The sequence below is a fragment of the Zunongwangia mangrovi genome (genome assembly GCF_900112105.1).
GTDB lineage: Bacteria > Bacteroidota > Bacteroidia > Flavobacteriales > Flavobacteriaceae > Zunongwangia > Zunongwangia mangrovi.
Genome location: NZ_FOKV01000004.1, coordinates 1 through 21634, shown reverse-complemented (window position 1 = coordinate 21634; position 21634 = coordinate 1). Strand labels below are relative to the sequence as shown.

20 protein-coding genes are annotated in these 21634 nt (G+C 34.5%); 8 read left to right on the top strand and 12 right to left on the bottom strand.

Going from position 1 to position 21634, the window contains the following annotated elements:
• Positions 1 to 68 precede the first annotated feature (68 nt).
• The 3 genes from BM201_RS10495 to mnmE form a co-directional block, all read right to left on the bottom strand.
• Positions 69 to 1211, bottom strand: coding sequence for a site-specific integrase (locus tag BM201_RS10495; protein WP_092542394.1), 1143 nt, complete (start codon positions 1209 to 1211; stop codon positions 69 to 71).
• 247 nt (positions 1212 to 1458) lie between these two features.
• On the bottom strand, positions 1459 to 1821 hold the full coding sequence (locus BM201_RS10490) for a helix-turn-helix domain-containing protein (protein WP_092542392.1): 363 nt from the start codon (positions 1819 to 1821) through the stop codon (positions 1459 to 1461).
• A gap of 437 nt (positions 1822 to 2258) precedes the next feature.
• On the bottom strand, positions 2259 to 3701 hold the full coding sequence (gene mnmE, locus BM201_RS10485) for a tRNA uridine-5-carboxymethylaminomethyl(34) synthesis GTPase MnmE (protein ID WP_092542390.1): 1443 nt from the start codon (positions 3699 to 3701) through the stop codon (positions 2259 to 2261).
• A 139-nt stretch (positions 3702 to 3840) separates the two neighbouring features.
• On the opposite strand from mnmE, the gene BM201_RS10480 reads away from it, so the two are divergent.
• Complete coding sequence (locus tag BM201_RS10480; protein WP_092542388.1) at positions 3841 to 4194, top strand: DUF4870 domain-containing protein; 354 nt, start codon at positions 3841 to 3843, stop codon at positions 4192 to 4194.
• Between the two features lie 209 nt (positions 4195 to 4403).
• Here the strand turns inward: BM201_RS10480 and dnaN are convergent, their stop codons facing one another.
• The 5 genes from dnaN to BM201_RS10455 all read right to left on the bottom strand — a co-directional run bounded on the left by dnaN (position 4404) and on the right by BM201_RS10455 (position 9272).
• Positions 4404 to 5522: a DNA polymerase III subunit beta gene (gene dnaN / locus BM201_RS10475; protein ID WP_092542386.1), complete on the bottom strand. Its 1119-nt coding sequence runs from the start codon at positions 5520 to 5522 to the stop codon at positions 4404 to 4406.
• Between the two features lie 192 nt (positions 5523 to 5714).
• Positions 5715 to 7391, bottom strand: coding sequence for a gliding motility-associated ABC transporter substrate-binding protein GldG (gene gldG / locus BM201_RS10470; protein WP_092542384.1), 1677 nt, complete (start codon positions 7389 to 7391; stop codon positions 5715 to 5717).
• A gap of 2 nt (positions 7392 to 7393) precedes the next feature.
• The gene (gene gldF / locus BM201_RS10465; RefSeq protein ID WP_092542382.1) at positions 7394 to 8128 is read right to left on the bottom strand and encodes a gliding motility-associated ABC transporter permease subunit GldF; all 735 of its coding nucleotides are present in this window, start codon (positions 8126 to 8128) and stop codon (positions 7394 to 7396) included.
• Positions 8129 to 8134: 6 nt separating this feature from the next.
• Positions 8135 to 8437, bottom strand: coding sequence for a putative quinol monooxygenase (locus BM201_RS10460; RefSeq protein WP_092542380.1), 303 nt, complete (start codon positions 8435 to 8437; stop codon positions 8135 to 8137).
• Positions 8406 to 9272 (bottom strand): SAM hydrolase/SAM-dependent halogenase family protein, encoded by an 867-nt coding sequence (locus tag BM201_RS10455; protein ID WP_084843040.1) that lies wholly within the window; start codon positions 9270 to 9272, stop codon positions 8406 to 8408. Before BM201_RS10455 ends, BM201_RS10460 begins: the two co-directional genes overlap by 32 nt.
• A 311-nt stretch (positions 9273 to 9583) precedes the next feature.
• On the opposite strand from BM201_RS10455, the gene BM201_RS10450 reads away from it, so the two are divergent.
• From BM201_RS10450 to acs, 3 genes are all read left to right on the top strand, one after another.
• Positions 9584 to 10537: a PhoH family protein gene (locus tag BM201_RS10450; RefSeq protein WP_084843041.1), complete on the top strand. Its 954-nt coding sequence runs from the start codon at positions 9584 to 9586 to the stop codon at positions 10535 to 10537.
• Between the two features lie 27 nt (positions 10538 to 10564).
• Complete coding sequence (locus BM201_RS10445; protein ID WP_092542378.1) at positions 10565 to 11512, top strand: phosphoribosylaminoimidazolesuccinocarboxamide synthase; 948 nt, start codon at positions 10565 to 10567, stop codon at positions 11510 to 11512.
• Positions 11513 to 11673: 161 nt separating this feature from the next.
• Complete coding sequence (gene acs / locus BM201_RS10440) at positions 11674 to 13581, top strand: acetate--CoA ligase (RefSeq protein WP_092542376.1); 1908 nt, start codon at positions 11674 to 11676, stop codon at positions 13579 to 13581.
• A 51-nt stretch (positions 13582 to 13632) separates the two neighbouring features.
• Here acs and BM201_RS10435 read toward each other — a convergent pair whose 3' ends face one another.
• Both BM201_RS10435 and BM201_RS10430 read right to left on the bottom strand, forming a co-directional pair.
• Positions 13633 to 14289, bottom strand: coding sequence for a 3'-5' exonuclease (locus BM201_RS10435; protein ID WP_092542374.1), 657 nt, complete (start codon positions 14287 to 14289; stop codon positions 13633 to 13635).
• Positions 14290 to 16212, bottom strand: a complete 1923-nt coding sequence (locus BM201_RS10430) for a DUF294 nucleotidyltransferase-like domain-containing protein (RefSeq protein ID WP_092542372.1) — start codon at positions 16210 to 16212, stop codon at positions 14290 to 14292.
• A 114-nt stretch (positions 16213 to 16326) separates the two neighbouring features.
• Here BM201_RS10430 and BM201_RS10425 point away from each other — a divergent pair, with 114 nt between their 5' ends.
• The 3 genes from BM201_RS10425 (at position 16327) to BM201_RS10415 (ending at position 17838) form a co-directional block, all read left to right on the top strand.
• Positions 16327 to 16752: a hypothetical protein gene (locus tag BM201_RS10425; protein WP_139219196.1), complete on the top strand. Its 426-nt coding sequence runs from the start codon at positions 16327 to 16329 to the stop codon at positions 16750 to 16752.
• Positions 16734 to 16988 carry a hypothetical protein gene (locus tag BM201_RS10420; protein WP_092542368.1) on the top strand — a complete coding sequence of 85 codons (255 nt, stop codon included), beginning with the start codon at positions 16734 to 16736 and terminating at the stop codon, positions 16986 to 16988. Before BM201_RS10425 ends, BM201_RS10420 begins: the two co-directional genes overlap by 19 nt.
• A gap of 184 nt (positions 16989 to 17172) precedes the next feature.
• Positions 17173 to 17838 carry a hypothetical protein gene (locus BM201_RS10415; protein ID WP_092542366.1) on the top strand — a complete coding sequence of 222 codons (666 nt, stop codon included), beginning with the start codon at positions 17173 to 17175 and terminating at the stop codon, positions 17836 to 17838.
• Positions 17839 to 17879: 41 nt separating this feature from the next.
• On the opposite strand, the gene BM201_RS10410 is transcribed toward BM201_RS10415, so the two are convergent.
• Both BM201_RS10410 and BM201_RS10405 read right to left on the bottom strand, forming a co-directional pair.
• Positions 17880 to 18956, bottom strand: coding sequence for a DNA topoisomerase IB (locus BM201_RS10410; protein ID WP_092542855.1), 1077 nt, complete (start codon positions 18954 to 18956; stop codon positions 17880 to 17882).
• A 130-nt stretch (positions 18957 to 19086) separates the two neighbouring features.
• Positions 19087 to 20175 carry a M42 family metallopeptidase gene (locus BM201_RS10405; protein WP_092542364.1) on the bottom strand — a complete coding sequence of 363 codons (1089 nt, stop codon included), beginning with the start codon at positions 20173 to 20175 and terminating at the stop codon, positions 19087 to 19089.
• Positions 20176 to 20343: 168 nt separating this feature from the next.
• On the opposite strand from BM201_RS10405, the gene BM201_RS10400 reads away from it, so the two are divergent.
• A complete protein-coding gene (locus BM201_RS10400; protein ID WP_092542361.1) occupies positions 20344 to 20967 on the top strand; it encodes a DUF4294 domain-containing protein in 624 nt (207 codons plus the stop codon).
• Positions 20968 to 21634: the final 667 nt, after the last annotated feature.

Sequence of the window (21634 nt, the reverse complement as noted above, 5' to 3'; positions counted from 1 at the left end):
TACCATAATGGGCGAGGAGCAAGGCATACACATATATAAACCCGATTATATAAAAGAAGGTACCTAACTCATATAACATTGGTCGTTTGAATTTCAGGAATAAGCCTTGCCGCCTCTTTTTTCTTTTTATCTACCATTTTCGCATAGATCTGCGTAGTTTTAATTTCCTTATGTCCTAGTACTTTAGATACCGTATAGATATCAGCACCATATTCCAGTAAAAGAACAGCATGGGTATGACGAGCACTATGAAAGGTAATATGTTTTTTTATGCCTGCCTTTTTACACCAGTCCAACAAAGCTTTATTATAGACAACCCCATATTTCAACCCTTTAAACACAGGATCTTCGCTATCCTTTCGATCTCCCATAATAGTTCTAGCCTGATTAGAGATATATTGGTATTCCAGATCTTTAGTTTTTTGCTGATGGAAAACGATTTTGGTGTTTTGCCCTTCATCACGAATTTCTGACCAGGTTAATTTATGAACATCACTCCATCTCAAGCCTGTTAGGCAACTAAATAGAAAGGCACTTTTTAAAACTTTAAACCGACATTCTTTATTCATCAGTTTTTGCAATTCCTGATGAGTTAGATATTCTCTTTTCGACTCGGTTTGAGCATAGCCTTTAACACTGGTTGCATAATTTCTATTCGTATAGCCTTCGTTGAAGGCCGCGCGAAGTGCAGCTTTTAGTTTATTGAAATAGGTGTATTTTGTATTTTGAGAAAGTTTATCTCCATAGACTGTTCTGGCCTGATCATCGAGATATTTTTTAAAGCCATAAACAAAGGATTCATCTACTTCATCAAAGGTGATGGAACTATGATTACAGTAAGCTTCTAATTGTTTTTGGGCTGCGTGCCAGTTGTGATAATTCGAGTGGCTTTCGTAGCGTTCATCTTTTAAATGATCGAAGTAGGCCAGAAAATTAATTTTTCCTTTAGATCGATCTTTAATGCCATACTTTCCCTGGGCGTATTCCGCTCTACGAATTGATAAGATCTGTTCCGCCCTAATTATAGTCTCTTCATTTTGTTTCTTCTCGTGGCGATCTTTCGGTTCTATAAATAAATATTCCCGTAGGTATTCAAAATCACGATAGTGTTTTGTTTTTCCGTTTTTCAAGGTTTCAGAACCTTTATAATACTCGAGGTAGAGACTAAACTTTCCAGTGCTTAGTTTCTTTTTGCGTAAACTGATTTTCATAAGGTGTGGATTTCCTTATAAGGTAAACAAAAACCTAAGAAGTGCTAAGCTTAGAATTGCTAATTAACATTATAAAGCATTAGTTTTTAAATATTTAAAATACAGTATGTTGTAATCGTAAATAACGCAAAAAACAATAGCTGAAATTGCATTTTATACAAGTCAAGAAGCAAGGATAAGAGCAAAAATATAACTCTAAATCATAAAAACGGTTGGAACTAAAATAAATTAGTAGAGTATAATCAATCTAGGCTTGAGGAATGAGTGAATTCAATGATTTTTTATTGATTCGAATCAGGCGCTGAGACAGGTTAACAGCTTTTATAGATCCATCTTGAATTAATCTGTAAACGGTTCGGGTAGAACAACCAAGAAGCAATGCAGTTTCTCTGACGTTCAGAAAATCTTTATAAGTTAAGACTTCCAGTTCTTTAGAATTTCTATTGATTTTAACCTCTTTCATAGTCCCTTCAACTTTCTTTTTTTTCAGGTTTGCTTTATAGGCTCTACTATTACAGGTGTGAGAACAATATCTGGTTTTAGTGGTCTTCGCGATGTATTCTGTTCCACAGAATTCACAATTTTTACTGATACGAATATTACTGCTCATAATTGATAAAATATTTAGCTCCTGATATAAAGATAAAAATTTTTAGTGTAAATAGGTAAAATTAAGTAGAAATAAGAATATTTAAATATATATAAGTGTCATTAAGTGTAAATAGTCGCCATAATTTCGCCAAGTTTAAGTAATGTTCTAAATTTTAAAAATGAATTAAAATACTGTAATACAGTACTTTAATTGTAAACAAATGAAATGCGATAATTTTAAATTTAAGCACAAAAGGGCGAGATTATTGCTCGAAATCCTAATTTTTACACCTCAAGGTGTAGTCAGACGCGATGAGGTGTAAAATAGGGTGTAAATTACACCCAGATACATCTTATTAAAGGAAAATGTTAAAATGTAAAATAGGTTTTAATATACTGTAAATAAGAACCTTATATTCTTTTTCTTGGATTTTATTAACCCTTAAAAACACTGGATTACTTCCCGATACAGAAGTTAGCAAATATATTACCAAGCAAATCATCATTTGTGATTTCGCCGGTAATCTCACCAAAATGATGTAAAGCCTGGCGGATATCGATGGCTAAAAGATCTCCAGATAGATCCATATTTAAACCATCTTCAACTTTATTGATTTCTTCTAAGGCTTTTAAAAGGGCATTGTAATGTCGGCTATTGGTTACAATCGTGTTATTATTTCTTAACGCACCGGTATTTACAAAATTCAATAGTTTTTCTTTCAATTCTTCAACGCCCAAACCTGTTTTTGCTGAAAGTAAATGAAGGTCTGAAATTCTGGAAGTTAAAATTTCTATCTGTTTTTCAGTTAATTGATCGATCTTATTAGCGATAATCACCAAGGGCTTTTGCGGATATTTATTTTTAATTTTCTCAATTTCAACCTGAATCATACTCAGGGAAGTTTCATTGGCTTGTAGCTGATCTTTAGCGACACTTCCTTCGGTAAATTCGATCTTACTTAATCTTGAAGTATCAAATAGATAAATTACCACTTGCGCCTGACCAATTTTTTCGAAGGTTTTTTTGATTCCAATGCTTTCTACTACATCTTTGGTTTCCCGGATTCCCGCCGTATCAATAAATCTAAAACCAACACCACCAATTGCTAATTCATCCTCTATAACATCTCGAGTAGTTCCTGCAATTTCAGAAACAATTGCTCTTTCCTCATTTAATAACGCATTCAATAAGGTCGATTTTCCGACATTTGGCTCACCCACGATAGCTACCGGAATTCCATTTTTTAATACGTTTCCGGTCGCAAATGAATCGATCAGTCGTTTAAGTACTTTCTGAATTCTGGCCACCAGATCTCTAAATTGATCACGGTTGGCAAACTCCACATCTTCTTCAGCAAAATCGAGTTCTAATTCGATAAGCGAAGCAAAATTCAATAATTCTTCTCGTAAACGTTGAATTTCATTTGAGAAGCCTCCACGCATTTGTTGCATTGCCATTTGGTGAGAAGCTGCATTTTCAGAAGAGATAAGATCGGCTACTGCTTCTGCCTGGCTCAAATCCATTTTGGCATTCAGGAATGCTCTTAGTGTAAATTCCCCGGCTTCCGCAGATCTACAACCACTTCTTACTAAAAGTTGAATGATTTCCTGTTGAATATAAGGCGAACCATGGCAACTAACTTCGATAGTTTCTTCGCCCGTATAAGATTTTGGTGCTCTAAAAACTGAAACTAGAACTTCATCTAAATTACGCTGTCCATCCATAATATTCCCTAAATGCAGGGTATGGGTAGGCTGTTCTTCTAATTTTTTTCGGCTTTTGGCTTTAAAAAGCGGAGCGACAATCGAAATAGCTTCGGGACCCGAAACTCTAATAACAGCAATGGCTCCCGATCCAGAAGGGGTGGCAAGCGCAACAATGGTATCGTTTAATTTCATGCCTGCAAAGATAACAAAGAAAGCGTGTATGCAAGAATTTTGAAGAAAAGTGTAACAAAGCTCTTTTATACTCGTCTTTTAAGTGTAGTTCCTTTTTAAAGAGAACTTTTATTAACCATCAAAATACCATCAAAAAATTATGGAAACCTACACAGCTTTGCGAGAAGACAGACAAATGTTAATGCTTATGCATTTGAGTCAGCTACTAGATTTTATAACCGGAATAGGAGGTTTTATCGTACCACTTATTTTATGGGCGACACAGAAAGATAAAATTCAGGATATGGACGATCAGGGAAAGGATATTATGAATTTCCAGATTAGCTTATTTATTTATTCTGTAGTTTGTATCCCACTGGTTTTTATTGGAATTGGAGTAATATTATTGATTCTGATAGGAATTTTAGGATTTGTTTTTCCTATCATCAACGCGATTAAAGCATCTAATGGAGAACCAACTAATTATCCATTAACCATAAATATTATCAAATAATTATACAATATCAAACTAAAGATCAACTTTAGTTTCAGGCATCAATCGAAAAACAAAAACCCATTCAGGTAACTGAATGGGTTTTGATTTTATATAAAAATCTTAGAATTTGGTCACCCTGAACTTGATTCAGGGTCTCATCTAATTTATCTTTCTTTATTCACAGAATAATGAGATTCTGAGTCGAGCTCAGAATGACAATAAAAAAATTAACTATTCAACATTACCGGCATTACCAACATGGTAATCTTTTCTCCTGGATCTAATCCATCAATCGGAGTTAAAATTCCCGCGCGGTTAGGCAAGCTCATTTCTAATTGTACTTCATCTGAATTTAAATTATTCAGCATTTCAGTAAGGAAACGCGAGTTGAATCCAATTTGCATATCGTCACCCTGGTAACCACAAGTTAAACGCTCTTCTGCTTTGTTGCTATAATCTACATCTTCCGCAGAAATATTTAATTCGGCCCCGGCGATCTTTAAACGTACCTGGTGCGTCGTTTTATTAGAGAAAATAGAAACCCTTCTTACAGAACTTAAAAACTGGTTACGCTCTATAGTCAATTTATTTGGATTCTCTTTTGGAATTACCGCTTCGTAATTTGGATATTTACCATCGATTAAACGACAAATTAATGTAGTATCATCAAAAGTAAATTTCGCATTACTCTCGTTATATTCGATAAGCACTTCACTTTCGCTACCTGCTAAAATTCCTTTTAAAAGGTTAAGCGGTTTTTTAGGCATAATAAATTCTGCCGTTTGTGAAGCCGTTACATCTTCGCGAGAATACTTTACCAATTTGTGAGCATCTGTAGCTACAAAAGTTAAACCTTCTGTAGAGAACTGAAAGAAAACTCCGCTCATTACCGGGCGAAGATCATCGTTACCAGATGCAAAAATCGTCTTGCTAATTGCAGAAGAAAGAATATCACCTTCGATCACTGTATTACTTGGATCTTCCAAACTTACAGGATTAGGGAATTCTTCACCATCGGCATACGCAAGCGCATATTTACCGTGATTAGAGCTAAGCTCTATCGTATGATTATCCTCGGCAACAAAAGTTAATGGCTGCTCTGGGAAAGTTTTTAGCGTATCTAAAAGAAGTTTGGCCGGTACAGCGATCTTTCCTTCAGAATCAGATTCTACATTCAATTTAGCAGACATCGTGGTCTCTAAATCTGATGCAGAAACTGTTAACTCGTCATTGTTCAAATCAAAAAGGAAATTATCCAATATCGGCAAAGTGTTGTTATTATTAATAACCCCACCAAGTATCTGAAGCTGTTTCAGCAAATAACTGCTGGATACAATAAATTTCATTGGCTTTTTATTGATTTATTAGAATCACTTACAAAGATATTTGAATCCTATAAAAATTGAAGCTGCTCGAAAGAGTTTTTATTAACATTAAATTGAAGTTGTTGATAAGTAACCTGCTCTTGTACAGGGTTTTTTCAAAAAACCCCACTATTAAATTGTTAATATGTCGAAATTCGAATTTTTTGGATGTAATTATTTCTTCCTGGTGTATTTTCTGCGGCGAGACCAATTATAAAGCAGTGCGAAAATGCCTAATATGAATAATGGAAGAGCAATATTTATCAATTGCCATGTAGTACGTTCGGCTGCTGTTTTCTGCGGATCCAAAAATGCGATCGTCACTTTTTTGGTACGAATATCCATTAGTCCGCGATCATCCAGCATATAATTTACGGCATTCAGTAAAAATTCTTTATTCCCGTAAGTAGTGCCAGTGTATTTCTGAAATCCAAGCTCTAGCGGTGCTCCCTGCTGAAGATCATTTTTTATCACGTCTCCATCTGAAATCACCAACATTTCTGTAGGTTTACTTTTGTTTAAATTATCCTGAATTTCAAAAGGTTTTAAGCGATTGTTATAAACTGAAGTAAATTCACCTTCCAATAAAACAGCCAGTGCCTGTTCACCATTAGTATACGAAGCGATATCTGGTTCCTCGCCAACTATGTCTAAACTAATTTCGCGAGGAGTACCTTCTATTTTAGATCTTGGAGAGCTACTTAATAATACTGTTTTTTGCAGGCTATTTTTTAAAGTATCGATAGGATTTGCAAAATCGAATTTTACTGCCTCGATATTATTGATAATCGGATGATCGTTAGGCGAGGACGTAAGCGGACTATAAAACCACGGATAAGGATTAAACCTGGTATCGTTGCCATTTCCCGTAGCCAAAATAATTGGCGCCGAATACATATCGTTTACCAAACTGGGATTAATTCTTATCCCATAACTAAAAAAGAAATCACCCAGGTTGAGATCTTGCGGTAAAGCGAAAGCTGTCCCGCTCGGATTTAAAAGACTGTCTTTTTCCATCGCCACACTTTCGATAAGCCAAAGCGACTTTCCGCCATTCATGGTGTATTGATCCAGTATATATTTTTCGTTTTCGGTATAAGCTTCGGTTGGTTTTGCTTCAATAATAAGGTCATATTCCTTTAATTCCTGAAGTGTTTTTTGTGGATCTACCGCGGCAGAATCTAAAGTAAACGGCGCCATAAAATAATATTGCTGAAGCGTCTTAACAAAATCTGCAATATTAGGATTTGGTAATTCCCCATTACCACGCATTACCGCGATCTTCTTTTTTCGAGGGTAAATTAATTTGCTAATCGCATCAGTAAACGCATATTCTAATTGCTGAACCGAATTTGTTACCCGGTCTTCATCACTGCTGCCTAACTGATTTTTAAGCAAACCAATTTTAACCGATTTTTGTCCAAGATTGGCCATTGCCCATGGGAAAATAATTGTTTCGCTATTTTGCCCATTTTCCATCACATTTACTCGCGCCGGCGACATTCCCATTTGGTAAAACTGTTGCGCGACTTGTTGTGCGTTGGCACCTTCAGCTAAAGGATCTATAAAATTGAAGACGATATTGCTGTTTTTCGCAGCGTATTCTTCAAGGATTTGGCGGGTTTCGTTTTGCAGGCGCTTAAATTCTGAAGGAAAATCTCCTTTTAAAAAGACATCGATAATAATCGGTTCTTCGATATCCTCTATAATTTCTTCTGAAGCTTTAGAAAGGGTATAACGTTTATCCTGGGTAAGATCTAAACGTTCAAAATATTGTGAAGCAGCAAAGTTTACCGCAACTAAGATCACGATAAATAAAACAACCGATTTGTATTTAGAAAACTGCTTCAAGATTAGTTATTTCTTAGATTTTTTATTCTGAAGTGCGTAAGCTTCAGGAATAATGCAATAAAACTTAAAAAGTAAATAAGATCGCGTGTATCAACAACGCCGCGACTAATACTGCGGTAGTGATAGCTAATTCCGAAGTAATCTATTCCGTAATCTGAATTTCCAAAAAGCTGAAATCCAGAAATTCCTTCAAATAAAAAGAAGCTTATAAAACATAGAAAAACGGCCAATATAAACGCAACGATTTGGTTGTTGGTTAGGCTTGAAGAAAATACACCGATCGCGGTATAACAACCACTTAAAAATAGAAGCCCCAAATAACTTCCTAAAGTTGCTCCCAAGTCGAAATTCCCCGGAATTCGTCCTAATTCTGAAATTGTAATTACGTAAATTATGGACGGAATAATCGCTAATATCACCAAAATTAAAGCCCCAAGATATTTGCCCAATATCAGATTGGTGATCGATAAAGGTTTGGTGAGCAAAAGTTCCATAGTGCCTAATTTCTTTTCTTCAGAAAAGCTTTTCATGGTTATGGCAGGAATCAAAAAGATAAAAATCCACGGCGCCATATTAAAAAACGGCTTTATGTTCGCAAAACCACTATCTAAAATATTGTATTCGCCCGTAAAAACGAATAAAAACAAACCGCTTACCACCAAAAATATCCCAATTACAAGATATCCGATTGGCGTAGCAAAAAATGATTGTATTTCTTTATTTAAAATTGCTAACAAAAATGTCTAATTTTGATCTGAAACCCAAAGTCTATCCATACTCCAGGCTTCTGGTTTTGCATTGAACAAAATTTTGGTGTTACTCCAAACTACCTTAAAAAATGCTGAATTTCGATAATTTTCGAGCGCATTTTCATTGTCCCAGTAACTATACGTAAAAAACTGATTAGTATTGTGCTTATCGCGGTGCAATTCTAAATGTTGGCAACCTTTAAAATTGCGAATTTGTTCTTTGGTATTTTCAAAAATGTCCAGAAATGCATCAATATTTTCTGGACTAAAGCTCAGCTTTACGATCCTTACTAGCATAAGCTTCAAATTTTATAGTTACGGTATCTCTATTTTGTAATCCAAATAAACTAGCAGCACTTCCTACTGTTAATGGATTACTTTTATAAATGGCCAGCTCGATATATCCGGCCGAATTAAAAACGGCTAATTTCTTACCATCTTCTTCACCACGTTTATCTTTTTCGATCTTAAAATTAATGCAATCACTATAGGTTTCATAAACCTTATTAAAAGTGACCATTCTTGCACTAATAGTAAATTGGCGGCCTTTACCAATATTTTCGAATAACTTTCTGGAAATGTTGGTGATTACATTCCCATAATTATCGATATAAATTACATGCCCAATAATCTGGTTTTTATCGCTATTAATTAATGGCTCGATTTGTTTTAGATATCTTATTTCCTGAATATTTTTCCCAATAACATCTAAAGTCCCGCCACGAGCGATATGGCAGGCTACTTTTACAAAAACATCTAGAACAGGAAAATTGGTTTCGATCTTATCGTGGATATTGATCTCTACAATTTTTTCAGGTTTTATTTCTGAAGCTAATAAAGATAAAATGCCATTGTTGGCACACAAGAAATAATGATCGTCCAGTAACACGGCCAGATGTTTATTTTCTGGAGTTAATTCTGAATCGATCCCGATAATATGAATACTTCCTTTTGGAAAGCTTTTGTATGCATTTTTAATGATATAACTCGCTTCACTAATATGAAAAGGAGAGATGCAATGCGAAATATCAACAATTCTAACATCATCCAGCTCGTTGTAAATAGCTCCTTTAACCGCTGCTGCAAAGTAATCTTTCTGCCCAAAATCGGTTGTTAAGGTAATGATTGCCATAAGTGATTGTTAATATTTTTTTTAAGTTCTAAAGGCTAAATTTCCTTAAGTTTGTATAAGGAGCGAAGATACTTTTATTTTGTGCTTCGAGCCTTAAAATTGCGCTAAAAATATGGCGACAAATCAGGTTGCAAAAATACATCCTGATATTAGGAACACAAATTTAAGTAATAAGAATTTTTCTCGATAATCGAGATTGAATGCTTCAGGATTTATCCTGAAAAAAATAATTTTTTTAATAAATAGCTTACGGAATTTCCTTAGCCTTTTTATGCTTGTAACTACCAACTTTTAACTAAAACCAAACGCTTTTGAACGAACTTGTTATCGAACTTTCAGAGATTAGCCCAAGAGAATTTTTCGGGCAGGGTAATGAACATATAGAACTTTTAAAAAAATATTTTCCGAAGCTAAAAATCGTAGCGCGAGGAAGTAAAATAAAAGTTTTTGGAGATGAAGAAATGCTGGAAGAATTCGATAAGCGATTTACAATGCTTATCGATCATTTTGGAAAGTTTAATAAACTGGATGAAAATGTGATCGAGCGAGTCTTAACCAGTGAAAGTAAAGAAGATTATCAATCTTCTAAAGAAAGTGGAGAAGTTTTGGTGCATGGTGTAAGCGGTAGGCTAATTAAAGCGCAAACCGCGAACCAGCGAAAAATGGTAGATCTTAGCAAAAAGAACGATCTTTTATTTGCGATTGGCCCTGCCGGAACCGGGAAAACATATACAGGTGTGGCCCTTGCGGTTAAAGCTTTAAAAGAAAAACAGGTTAAAAGAATTATTCTTACTCGTCCTGCAGTAGAAGCAGGGGAGAACCTTGGATTTTTGCCTGGTGATCTAAAGGAAAAATTAGATCCATACATGCAGCCACTTTATGATGGTTTGCGAGATATGATCCCAGCGGAAAGATTAGAGTCTTTTATCGAGAAAGGTGTGATACAAATTGCTCCTTTAGCTTTTATGCGTGGTAGAACTTTAGATAATGCTTTTGTGATTTTAGACGAAGCACAAAATACCACCCATGCGCAAATGAAAATGTTTTTAACCAGAATGGGGAAAAGTGCAAAATTTATTATCACCGGTGATCCAGGTCAGATCGATCTACCAAGAAGAACTGTTTCTGGATTAAAAGAAGCTCTTTTAGTTTTAAAAGACGTAAAAGGAGTAGGAATGGTATATTTGGACGATAAAGATGTGATTCGTCACCGATTGGTGAAAAAGATCATCGCAGCTTATAAAACAATAGAACACAACGATTAAGTAAAATAAGTCAACCGATTTACAAAGATGAGTAATACTCTAATTAAGACAGATTATAATTTTCCGGGACAAAAATCAGTTTATAAAGGAAAGGTAAGAGATGTTTATGCTTTTGAAGATGATAAACTGGTAATGATCGCTTCAGATCGTCTTTCAGCTTTCGATGTAGTGATGCCAAAAGGAATTCCTTATAAAGGACAAATCCTTAACCAGATCGCTACCAAGATGATGAAGGATACTGAGGATTTAGTTCCAAACTGGCTTCAGGCAACTCCAGATCCTAATGTGGCCGTTGGCGAAGCTTGTGAACCATTTAAGGTAGAAATGGTAATTAGAGGTTATCTTTCTGGGCATGCGGCACGAGAATATAAAGCGGGTAAAAGAATGCTTTGTGGTGTAGCGATGCCAGAAGGAATGAAAGAAAATGATCGTTTTCCTGAACCAATTATTACTCCGGCCACCAAAGCTGAAATGGGAGATCATGATGAAGATATTTCTAAAGAAGATATTTTAAAACGCGGAATTGTTTCTTCGGAAGATTATGCTGTTTTAGAGGATTATACGAAAAAACTTTTTCAGCGTGGTACCGAAATTGCTAAAAAACGAGGCCTTATTTTAGTGGATACCAAATATGAATTTGGGAAAACTAAAGATGGTAAGATCGTTTTGATCGACGAAATTCATACACCAGATTCTTCAAGATATTTTTATGCAAATACTTATGAAGAACTTCAGGAAAAAGGAGAACCACAAAAACAACTTTCTAAAGAATTTGTTCGCCAGTGGTTAATTCAGAATGGATTTCAGGGAAAAGAAGGTCAGGAAGTGCCATTTATGAGCGATGATTATATCGAAACAGTTAGCGAGCGATATATAGAATTATACGAAAATATTACAGGAGAAACTTTTGAGAAAGCAGATGTTTCTAATATCGAAAAACGTGTGCAAGAAAATGTAATAGCCTATTTAAAGTAGGTATTCTGTCTAATAGTAATTAAAAGCGATATGTTATAATACACATATCGCTTTTTTTATGCTTAAAATTTTGCAAAAACATAGAATAGTTCAAGTAAAATCAGCAAAAAATCAATAGTTTTAAGGGAAAATTAAAGAATCCATACAACCAACTAATAATTATGAGTAATTATCATATTAAGAATCTGGAAGAGTATTTTCAGGTTTACAGAAAATCTGTGCGTGAGCCAGAAAACTTTTGGGCAGAAATCGCTGAAGAACATTTTACATGGAGAAAAAAATGGGATAATGTTTTAAGCTGGGATTTTACAAAACCAGAAGTAAAATGGTTTGAAAATGCCAAACTTAATATTACCGAAAATTGCATAGATCGTCATCTTTTAACCAGGGGTGATAAAACTGCGATTATTTGGGAGCCAAATGATAGTAATGATGAGGCTCAGCATATCACTTACAACCAACTTCATAAAAAAGTAAATAAGTTCGCAAACGTTTTAAAAAGTAAAGGAATCCAGAAAGGAGACCGTGTTTGTATTTATTTACCAATGATTCCTGAATTGGCGTATGCTGTTTTAGCCTGCGCGAGAATAGGAGCAATCCACTCGGTTGTTTTTGCGGGGTTTTCAAGTAAGGCGCTTGCAACCAGAACTTTGGATGCCGATTGTAAGATGTTAATCACTTCAGACGGTTCTTATCGTGGAGCTAAAACATTGAATCTTAAAAATATTGTGGACGAAGCTTTAGAAGATTGTCCAGATGTAAGTTCAGTTTTAGTGGCGAAGCGAACTGGAGAAGAAATTGAAATGAAAGAGGGCCGCGACGAATGGTTAGAGCCGTTAATGGAAGAAGCTTCAGACGAGTGCGCTCCAGAAATTGTAGATGCTGAAGATCCTTTATTCATTTTATATACTTCTGGATCTACCGGCAAACCAAAAGGAATGTTGCATACTACCGCAGGTTATATGGTATATACCGCATTTACCTTCAAAAATATTTTTAATTATACTGAAGGTGATGTGTATTGGTGTACTGCCGATATTGGTTGGATCACCGGGCATTCCTATATTGTATACGGCCCGTTAGCAAACGGAGCAACAACGGTAATGTTTGAAGGTGTACCATCGTATCCAGATCATGGTCGCTTTTGGGAAATTGTAGAGAAGCATAAAATCACACAATTTTATACAGCACCAACCGCGATTAGAGCATTAGCAAAACGTAATATCGAATTTGTAGAAAATCACGACCTTTCTTCTTTAAAAGTTTTAGGATCTGTAGGAGAACCTATAAACGAGGAAGCATGGCACTGGTTTAATGATAATATTGGTAAAAATCAGAGTCCGATTGTAGATACATGGTGGCAAACCGAAACAGGCGGAATTATGATTTCACCTATGCCTTATGTAACGCCAACTAAACCAACCTATGCAACTTTACCAATGCCGGGAATTCAGCCAAGTTTAATGGACGATGATGGTAAAGAGATTAAAGGAAACCAGGTAAATGGTAGATTGTGCGTTAAATTTCCATGGCCATCGATTGCAAGAACTGTTTGGGGAAATCACGAACGTTACAAGGATACGTATTTCTCTACTTTCGAAGGTAAATATTTTACCGGTGATGGCGCGATGAGAGATGAGGTTGGTTATTATAGAATTACAGGTAGAACAGATGATGTTATTATTGTTTCTGGTCATAATCTTGGTACAGCACCAATTGAAGATGCAATCAACGAGCACCCAGCAGTTGCTGAAAGTGCGGTGGTTGGTTTCCCTCACGAAGTAAAAGGAAAAGCGCTTTACGCCTTTGTGATTCTTAAAGAATCTGGTGAAAGCCGTAAACGTGATAACTTAAGAAAAGAGATCAATCAGCAAATTGCAGATAAAGTTGGGCCAATTGCCAAGCCAGATAAAATTCAGTTTGTAGAAGGATTGCCTAAAACAAGAAGTGGGAAAATTATGCGTAGAATTTTACGTAAGATCGCATCCAATGATACTTCAGATCTAGGAGATACTTCAACATTATTGAATCCTGAAGTGGTTGAAGCGATTATTGCTGAAGCGATGTAGATTTCAGAAATAATGAAAATAGATAAAAGTCCGGGTAATTTTACTCGGACTTTATTTTTTAAACAATTCCTTTAATTTTTTACGTTTTAGTCTCCCAAGAATTTTTAAGAATGCAATGGCCGTAATAAAGGCATCACCAATCGCGGTATGCCGATCTTTTAGATCAATATTATATGCCAAAGCAATTTCATCTAATGTGTAATTTTTATGCTGATCGATAAAATTGGAGATAATTCTGGTTTTTCGGTATAAAACTCCGGTATCTAAAACCTGGTTTTTTAACTTCGGAAGTTGATTTCTCTTCATCGCAGCATTGATCATATTAATATCGAAACCTGCGTGATGAGCAACCAAAACTGAATTGCCTATATATTTTAAGAATAATTGAAGCGCTTTTTCTTCAGTAATAGTTTCAAAACGCTCGTGTTTTATAAGTCCGTGAATTTCTACCGTGTCAGGATTAAACTTTTCCTGTTTTAAGTAAATCTCAAAACTATCTGAAACCAGCAATTTATTATTACTCACTTTTACGCAGCCAATACTTAAAATTCGATCTTTATCCTGGTCAAATCCTGTAGTTTCAGTATCTAAAACAACAAAAGTAGTTTCAGCAATAAGCTGATCTTTTCGATTATTATCAAATTTGGCTGAATATTTTTGCCAAAATTCGGGTAAATGAGATTCGTCTTTTTTAAACCAGTCTAGCATTTAGATCACATTTACAGTTTCAAATCTCACTTTAATTAAATCCTGAACCGCTTTTATCGATTTAAAAGCACGTTTTAATTTCATTTTATCTTCCTTATTTAATTTAGAAAGATCTATAAATCGGCCACTATCTCTATTTTGAAGGCCTTGCCGGGTACGAAATTTAAGTAAAGCTTTACTGGCGTAAGAACAGCCTTCAAAAAGTTCTTTATTTTTTGGTTCTAATTGCGCCAAGCGGTCAAAACGCTCAGCTGTATTGCTAAGATTCTTTATTTTATAAGATAAAATTAAAAGTCGGGCACTTTCAGTTAATGGTTGCAAACCTCGTTTTTTAAGATCGAAGAAGTCTTTTTTCTCACCATCCTGTTCCACCAAAAATTGCCTAAAAAACCCTAAGGGAGACGGATTTCTTAGAGCATTAGATCCCATAACACTCAAAAATTTAGGGTGATTATCGATTAATTTCAGAATATAATCTGAAAGTATATTAGATAATCTGGAATCACCAAAAGTAATATCGTAATCAAAGAAGATGTTGGATAGTAAAATCTCGTCTGGTCCTGGTTCTTTGATCCATTTAGAAACCTGGGCTTTCCATTCGCTTAAACTTAAACACCAACGCGGATTTTTAGCCATCATATCTGCAGGGCAATATTCATAGCCTACGATCATTAATCTTTTATTTACTTTGGTGGCAAGCTGCAAAAAATAGGCTCTTGTTTCTTCCAATTTCCCTTCTGGGGGATCTGCAAAGATAATCGCGTTATCCTGATCTGTTTGTAAAAGTTGTTCTTTACGTCCCTGGCTTCCCATGCTAAGCCATGCAAAGCTAACAGGCGGTTCCTGTTGTAATTTAATAACGCACCTGGAAATCACTCTTTTTATGGTGGCATCATTAAGTTCGAATATTAATTTTGAAATATGGGTAAGCGGAATATTATTCTGAATATATCCTCCTAATAATAAATTGATCTTATTCCGAATCTTTTTTAATTCCTTTGTGCTTCTGGATCGCTGTATAGCTTTCATTAAAACCGAAGGACTGTTTCCCTGTGATACCATAATATCATGTTCAGAAAGAATCCCAACTACTCGAGTGTTTGGCGTTCCATCTTCAGTAATACAAATATGATTTATATTATGCTTCATCATGGTGATTTGCGCCTGTGCAATAGTTACGTTTTTAGGATAGCAAACCACAGGTGAACTCATGATCTTATCTACGGTGGTGTCGATCGAATAGTCTCCCGTAGCAATACTGTTTCTAAAATCTTCATCTGTTAGAATACCTACGGGAATATCTGTTTTAGTGACCAAAATCGACCCAACTTTTCTTCTACTCATTAATTGAGCGGCACTTTTTATTGTGGTTTCGGGAGAGGTGGTAACGATTTTTTTGATGATCGGTGCAGGTTGTAATTCAAATAACGGACTGTTACTAATTGGTTCTACGACCTGATTGCCAAAAAATAATTTTCCTTTATCTTCCCTTGCGTAGGGATTACGGGTATTGGTAGCAAAACTCTGTATAAGAAAATTACCAACCTTTTTATTAGATTCGGTTAAAGGCTTAAATTGATTAATGGGGATACCATAAACGATGCTTTCTTCTTCAGCAATCGCATTCATGATGTAATTTTCTTCAGCAAATAATGGTCTAAGGCCAAAAATATCACCTTCGTCACAGGTGTCTAGAGTTTCGTATTGTTCGTTCTTAAATTTTTGTAGTTGTATAGCACCTTTATGCACGATATAAAAAAAATCGTGCATTTGCTCTCCTTCTCTGAATAGGATATTTCCCTTGTCTACGTATAAAACCTCAGATTCCTGGGAGATATTTAAAAGTTCTTCAGCATTAAGAAAATTAAAAGGAGGGAAGTCCTTTAGAAAATCGGCTATCCTATGGGCGATGGAGTTTTTCATGGTAAAACAAGATTAATACACGCTTTAGGTTCTAAAGTTAATTAAATTAAAAACTAACGCTTATGTTTAAAAATTTAGTTTATATTAGTAATGTTCATTATTAAATTATTAGTTATGAAAAAATTGTCTTCTTTAATAATTGTTTTTTTAGTTATTACCTCGGTAAACAGTCAGACATTTAGTAATGGTTCGCCAAGTAGAGCAGATTTAAATATTTCAACTAAAATACCAATTCCAGATGAATTTGTTGGAAGCATATATTATAATGAAGAATTCGTTCCTGCGAAAATGAAGGGCGGAGGAAATTCCAAGGATGTTTTCGTCCGTTACAATAGCTTAGAGAATGCCATTGAAGTTAAATTAGCAAAAAATTCTAATTCGATTAATATTATGCCAAGAAACAAAAATATTCTTTATGATATTGATGAATATGAAATTTTTTTAGAAGAATTTACTGATTGGAAAGGGAAAAAAGTTAATGGGTATTTTTACGATTTCTATTCAAAAGATAGTATTAGATTTTGGGTAAACCTGTTATAGAAGTTATACCCGGTGTGTCAGCTATTTCATCATATACCGATAGTAAACCCCGGAAAATAGAAGTTCAAATGAGATACTTTTTGCAGGAAAGCTCTGGAGAACTTCATGAGTTTAACCTAAACAAAAAACAAATTCGAAATTTGCTAGGTCAGCGTTATGAGGTGAATGAATATTTAAAAGCAAATAGAATAGCGGACAGAGATGATTTTTTGAATTTATTACAGAATGTGCTATGAAACAATAGTTGTTGAAAATATAATGTAGGTATCATAAATTTCTGAATTGAACTCAATTATTTATATTATTAAGCTTAATCTAATCGATAGATATTCCATAATTTACTTTGAAGACTTAAGTACGAAGTAATAATAATTTAATTTCTGGTATGGAATTTGTTTAATTATTTTAAAACTTCTCGAGATGAAAAAAAATATTTTAATTTTCTTGTTATTAATAGTAATAAATAATTTAAATGCCCAATCGTATATGAACGGTATGGCAAACAGTGGTCCTTTAAAAATTTTTACAAAAGCAAAAACTCCCGAAAAATATACTGGTAGTCCGTACATCAATGATTTATTTTTACCTACGATTATTGATGATGGTGAAAGATCTTTGGAGGCTTTCGCTCGATATAACTCAGTTGAAGACGTGGTGGAAATAAAAGTTCAAAAGAATTCTGATGAAATTAATGTGCTACCGAAACTAAAAGCCATAAAATATAGATTATTAGATTATACGATTTTTATAGATAATTTCAAAAACACTGAAGGAGAGACAATTGATGGATATATGTTTGAATATTTTTCAGATAGTGGTTTAAGATTTTTGGCTAGACCATTGCCTGATGTTATACCTGCAAAAGAGGCTAGGAGTGGTTATGAGGAAAGTAGACCGGCACATCTAGATGTTAATATGTCCTATTATATTCAAAAAGATGGTGGTAGGCTTAAGGAAGTAAGGTTAAAAGAAAAAGATTTTAAATCAATATTTTCTGATAAAGGAAAAATGGATGCTTATTTTAAGGAAAATAAAATTAAGGATGAGAAGGATGTTATTGAAATGCTTAAATTTTATTCTGAATAGTCATTCTTAGAAAATATATAAAAGCTCCTATATAGGAGCTTTTATATACTTATTTCATAGTCTTCAATAAGACTAAGCATTACTTTTTCTGTTTCAGAAAGTTTTGTGTAATCTTTTTGGTCGTCTTTTTTTACATTTTCAAAATATGAAACGATGCTACCATCTTCGTAAGATTCTACTATTTTTGGATGTACATAGTAACTTCTGCAAACGGCACGTGTATTTCCTAATCCACTAGCAGCAGCATCAAAAGAGGTGAGAATTGTTTTCTTATTTTCCTTTTCATCTTCAATATACCCAAGTTCCATTAAGGTTTCGAAGAATATTTTGGAGGCTGCCCAGGTTCTAAAATCTTTGGCAGAAAATAATTCGCCTGCAATGTCATGAATATAATCATTGATCATTCCGCTATCAATAGTGTGTTTTTCTCCCTTTTCATCATAAAATTTAAAGAGTTCCCAACCAGGAATTTCCTCACATTGGTTGATGAGTTTTATTAATTCTTTATTTTCGACACTAATCGAATGTTCTTTTCCTTTTTTACCTACAAATTCGAATTTAACTTCGTTATCATAGGTTTTTACATGGCGAGTTCTAAAAGTTGAAAGACCGTAAGTTTTATTTTTTTGCGCGTAATAATCATTTCCAATCCTTATATGAGTTTCTTCCATCAATCTAATAATTAGCGCAAGAACCTTTTGCTTACACATGCCGGGAAGATCTAAATCCTTATCAACCTTCTTTCTAATTTGAGGAAGTTTTTTCCCAAAGGCGGTCATTTTAAAGAATTTCGTCTCGTTTTTAATTTTAGACCATAATGGATGGTATATGTATTGTTTTCTACCTTTTTCGTCGCGACCTACGACCTGCAAATGACCATTTTCAAGTTTTGAAATTGAAACCTGAGTCCAGGCTGGAGGGATTACTAACTTTTTAATGCGCTCTACAACTTTTTTATCCTGAATTCTTTCTCCATCATTCAAATATGAAAAACCACGACCTGCTTTTTTTCTTTTTATTGAAAGATGATGCTCAGAAACGTAGACTAAATTTGCCATTTTTGCCGCTTCTGAAGGTTCTTCTAAAATTACATTGATGTCTTCTGAAGAAAGTGTCATATGCTTTTTTCTTTTTTTCGAAAGATACATGGAATGTCCATACACAATTAATAATAATCTGTGAAACCTAGCTTAAGGAAAATAAAAAAGCTCCTAAAAAGGAGCTTTTCGGTACATTTCGTATATTTTATTAGTCGAAGTAACTAAACGTATCTCCATTTTTGATCTTTAAAACACTTTCGTAGATCAATTTAATTACATTTTCAACATCTTCTTTATGCACCATTTCTACGGTTGTGTGCATATAACGTAATGGTAAACTAATTAATGCTGAAGCTACTCCGCCATTGCTATAGGCAAAAGCATCGGTGTCTGTACCGGTGAACCTGGAAGAAGCATTGCGCTGAAAAGGAATTTCTTTTTCCTCTGCAGTGTCAATTAATAGTTCTCTTAAGTTGTTTTGTACTGCCGGAGCGTAACTGATTACTGGACCATCGCCAATTTTCGCCAATCCATTAGATTTTTGATCGATCATTGGGGTAGTGGTGTCATGAGTTACATCGGTAACGATAGCAACATTTGGCTTAATGCGCTGGGTGATCATTTCTGCACCACGAAGACCAATTTCTTCCTGAACCGAGTTAGTAATGTAAAGTCCAAAAGGAAGTTCTTTACCATTTTCCTTCAGTAGTTTTGCAACTTGCGCAACCATAAAGCCTCCAATTCTATTATCTAAAGCTCTACAAACAAATTTATTTTCATTCAGGATAAAGAATTCATCAGGATAAGTAATCACACAACCTACGTGTACACCAAGTTTTTCAACTTCTTCTTTAGTGTTGCATCCAACATCGATACAGATATTCGATAATTTTGGGGACTGTTCTTTTTCGTTTTTACGAGTGTGAATTGCCGGCCAACCAAAAACACCTTTTACGATACCTTTTTTAGTATGTATGTTTACGCGTTTAGAAGCTGCAATTTGGTGATCACTACCACCATTTCTTATTACATATATAAGTCCGTCGTCTGTAATGTAATTTACATACCACGAAATTTCATCAGCATGCCCTTCAATTACCACTTTAAATTCAGCTTCAGGATTAATTACACCAACGGCAGTTCCGTAGGTATCGGTAATAAACTCATCTACGTAAGGTTTAAGATATTCCATCCAAAGTTTCTGTCCTTCAGATTCATAGCCTGTTGGGGAGGCGTTATTTAGGTACTTTTTGAGAAAATCGATCGATTCTTTATCTAAAATACTTTCTTTATTCATATTATATTTGATTTGTAGCGAATTTAGTAAGAATTAAATTGAAGACAATTGTATAATGTTTAATTTTGGAATGATTTTAGATAATTTTCAGGTTAATTTATGCTGAATAATACTCGAGTGAAAACAATATTATTTTTTATTACCTGTCTTTTTCCTTTCTTCGGAATAATGGCGCAAACAGATACTATTGCTGAACCTGAAGAGGAAGATAAACGATATATGATCATCGCAGGAGATTCTATAGTTCGTGAAAGTATAGATTTGGATGAGGTTTTAATCCTGAAGCGGCTTCAATTTAAAAATAATACCGATAGAAGAAGATATTTGATTTTAAGAAGGAAGACAAGAAAGGTCTATCCTTATGCTAAATTAGCTGCAGAACGCCTTACTTCACTTAACGAGCGTTTAGGCGATATAAAATCCAAGAGAGATAGAAAAAAGTATACGAAAATCGTACAAAATTACATTGAAGATCAGTTTGCAGAAGAACTTAAGAAGATGACACATACTGAGGGTCAGATTCTAGTAAAACTAATTCATCGCCAAACGGGAATCACAGCTTTCGAATTAATAAAGGAATTGCGCAGTGGTTGGAGAGCCTTTTGGTATAATACAACGGCTAGTTTATTTGAAATATCGCTTAAGGAAGAATACGATCCAATTAATAATGAAGAAGATTATATAATAGAAGATATTTTACAGCGGTCATTTCAGCATAAAGTCTTAGAACCGCAACCTTCGGCGCTAGATTTTGACTTCTTAGAACTCACTGATAAGTGGGATGTGCTATAATTTTCTCAATTTTTATTTTATTGAAAGGATTTTTTTCTTAATTTAGCTATTCTCAACTCTAATTAAATCAGGCTTTTATAAAATAGTTTTTCGGATTGATGAAAAAATCGATTTGAAAGTTTGTTTTGTTCTAAAAAAGGGGTGTACATTTGCACCCGCTTAGCCGCTTAGGTGGTGTTAGAAAAGCGGAAGTTCATTGATGTTTAAGGATATTTAGGAGCGAAAAAAAACTTAAAAAAAAGATTTGGTTTGTAATTAAAAAAGCCGGTATCTTTGCGCCCCGCTAACGCCGCTTAAGGATGGAGTTGGAATGGGGAGTTCATTGAGTTTTTATTGAAAATTAGCTTTAAAAAAAACTTTAAAAAAGTTTTGCTGGTTAAAGAAAAAGAGTTGTATATTTGCAGCCGCTTTAACGGCGAGGTTCTTTGGAGGTTTTGAGTAAGGAAAAAGTAAAAAAAATATTTTTAAATTTTTCTTGTGAGTTTTAAAAGTAGTTGTATATTTGCAGCCGCTTTGAGAGAAAGCTAAAATGCTCTTAAAATTTTGGAAGAACAGAAATACCGACTGGGGTTTATAATAAGGTTCGATTCCTTAGATTTCAACGAAAGGATCTTTAATTAGATCCGGACTTTTGAATAAGTTCATTGACATATTGAATTGACTAGAC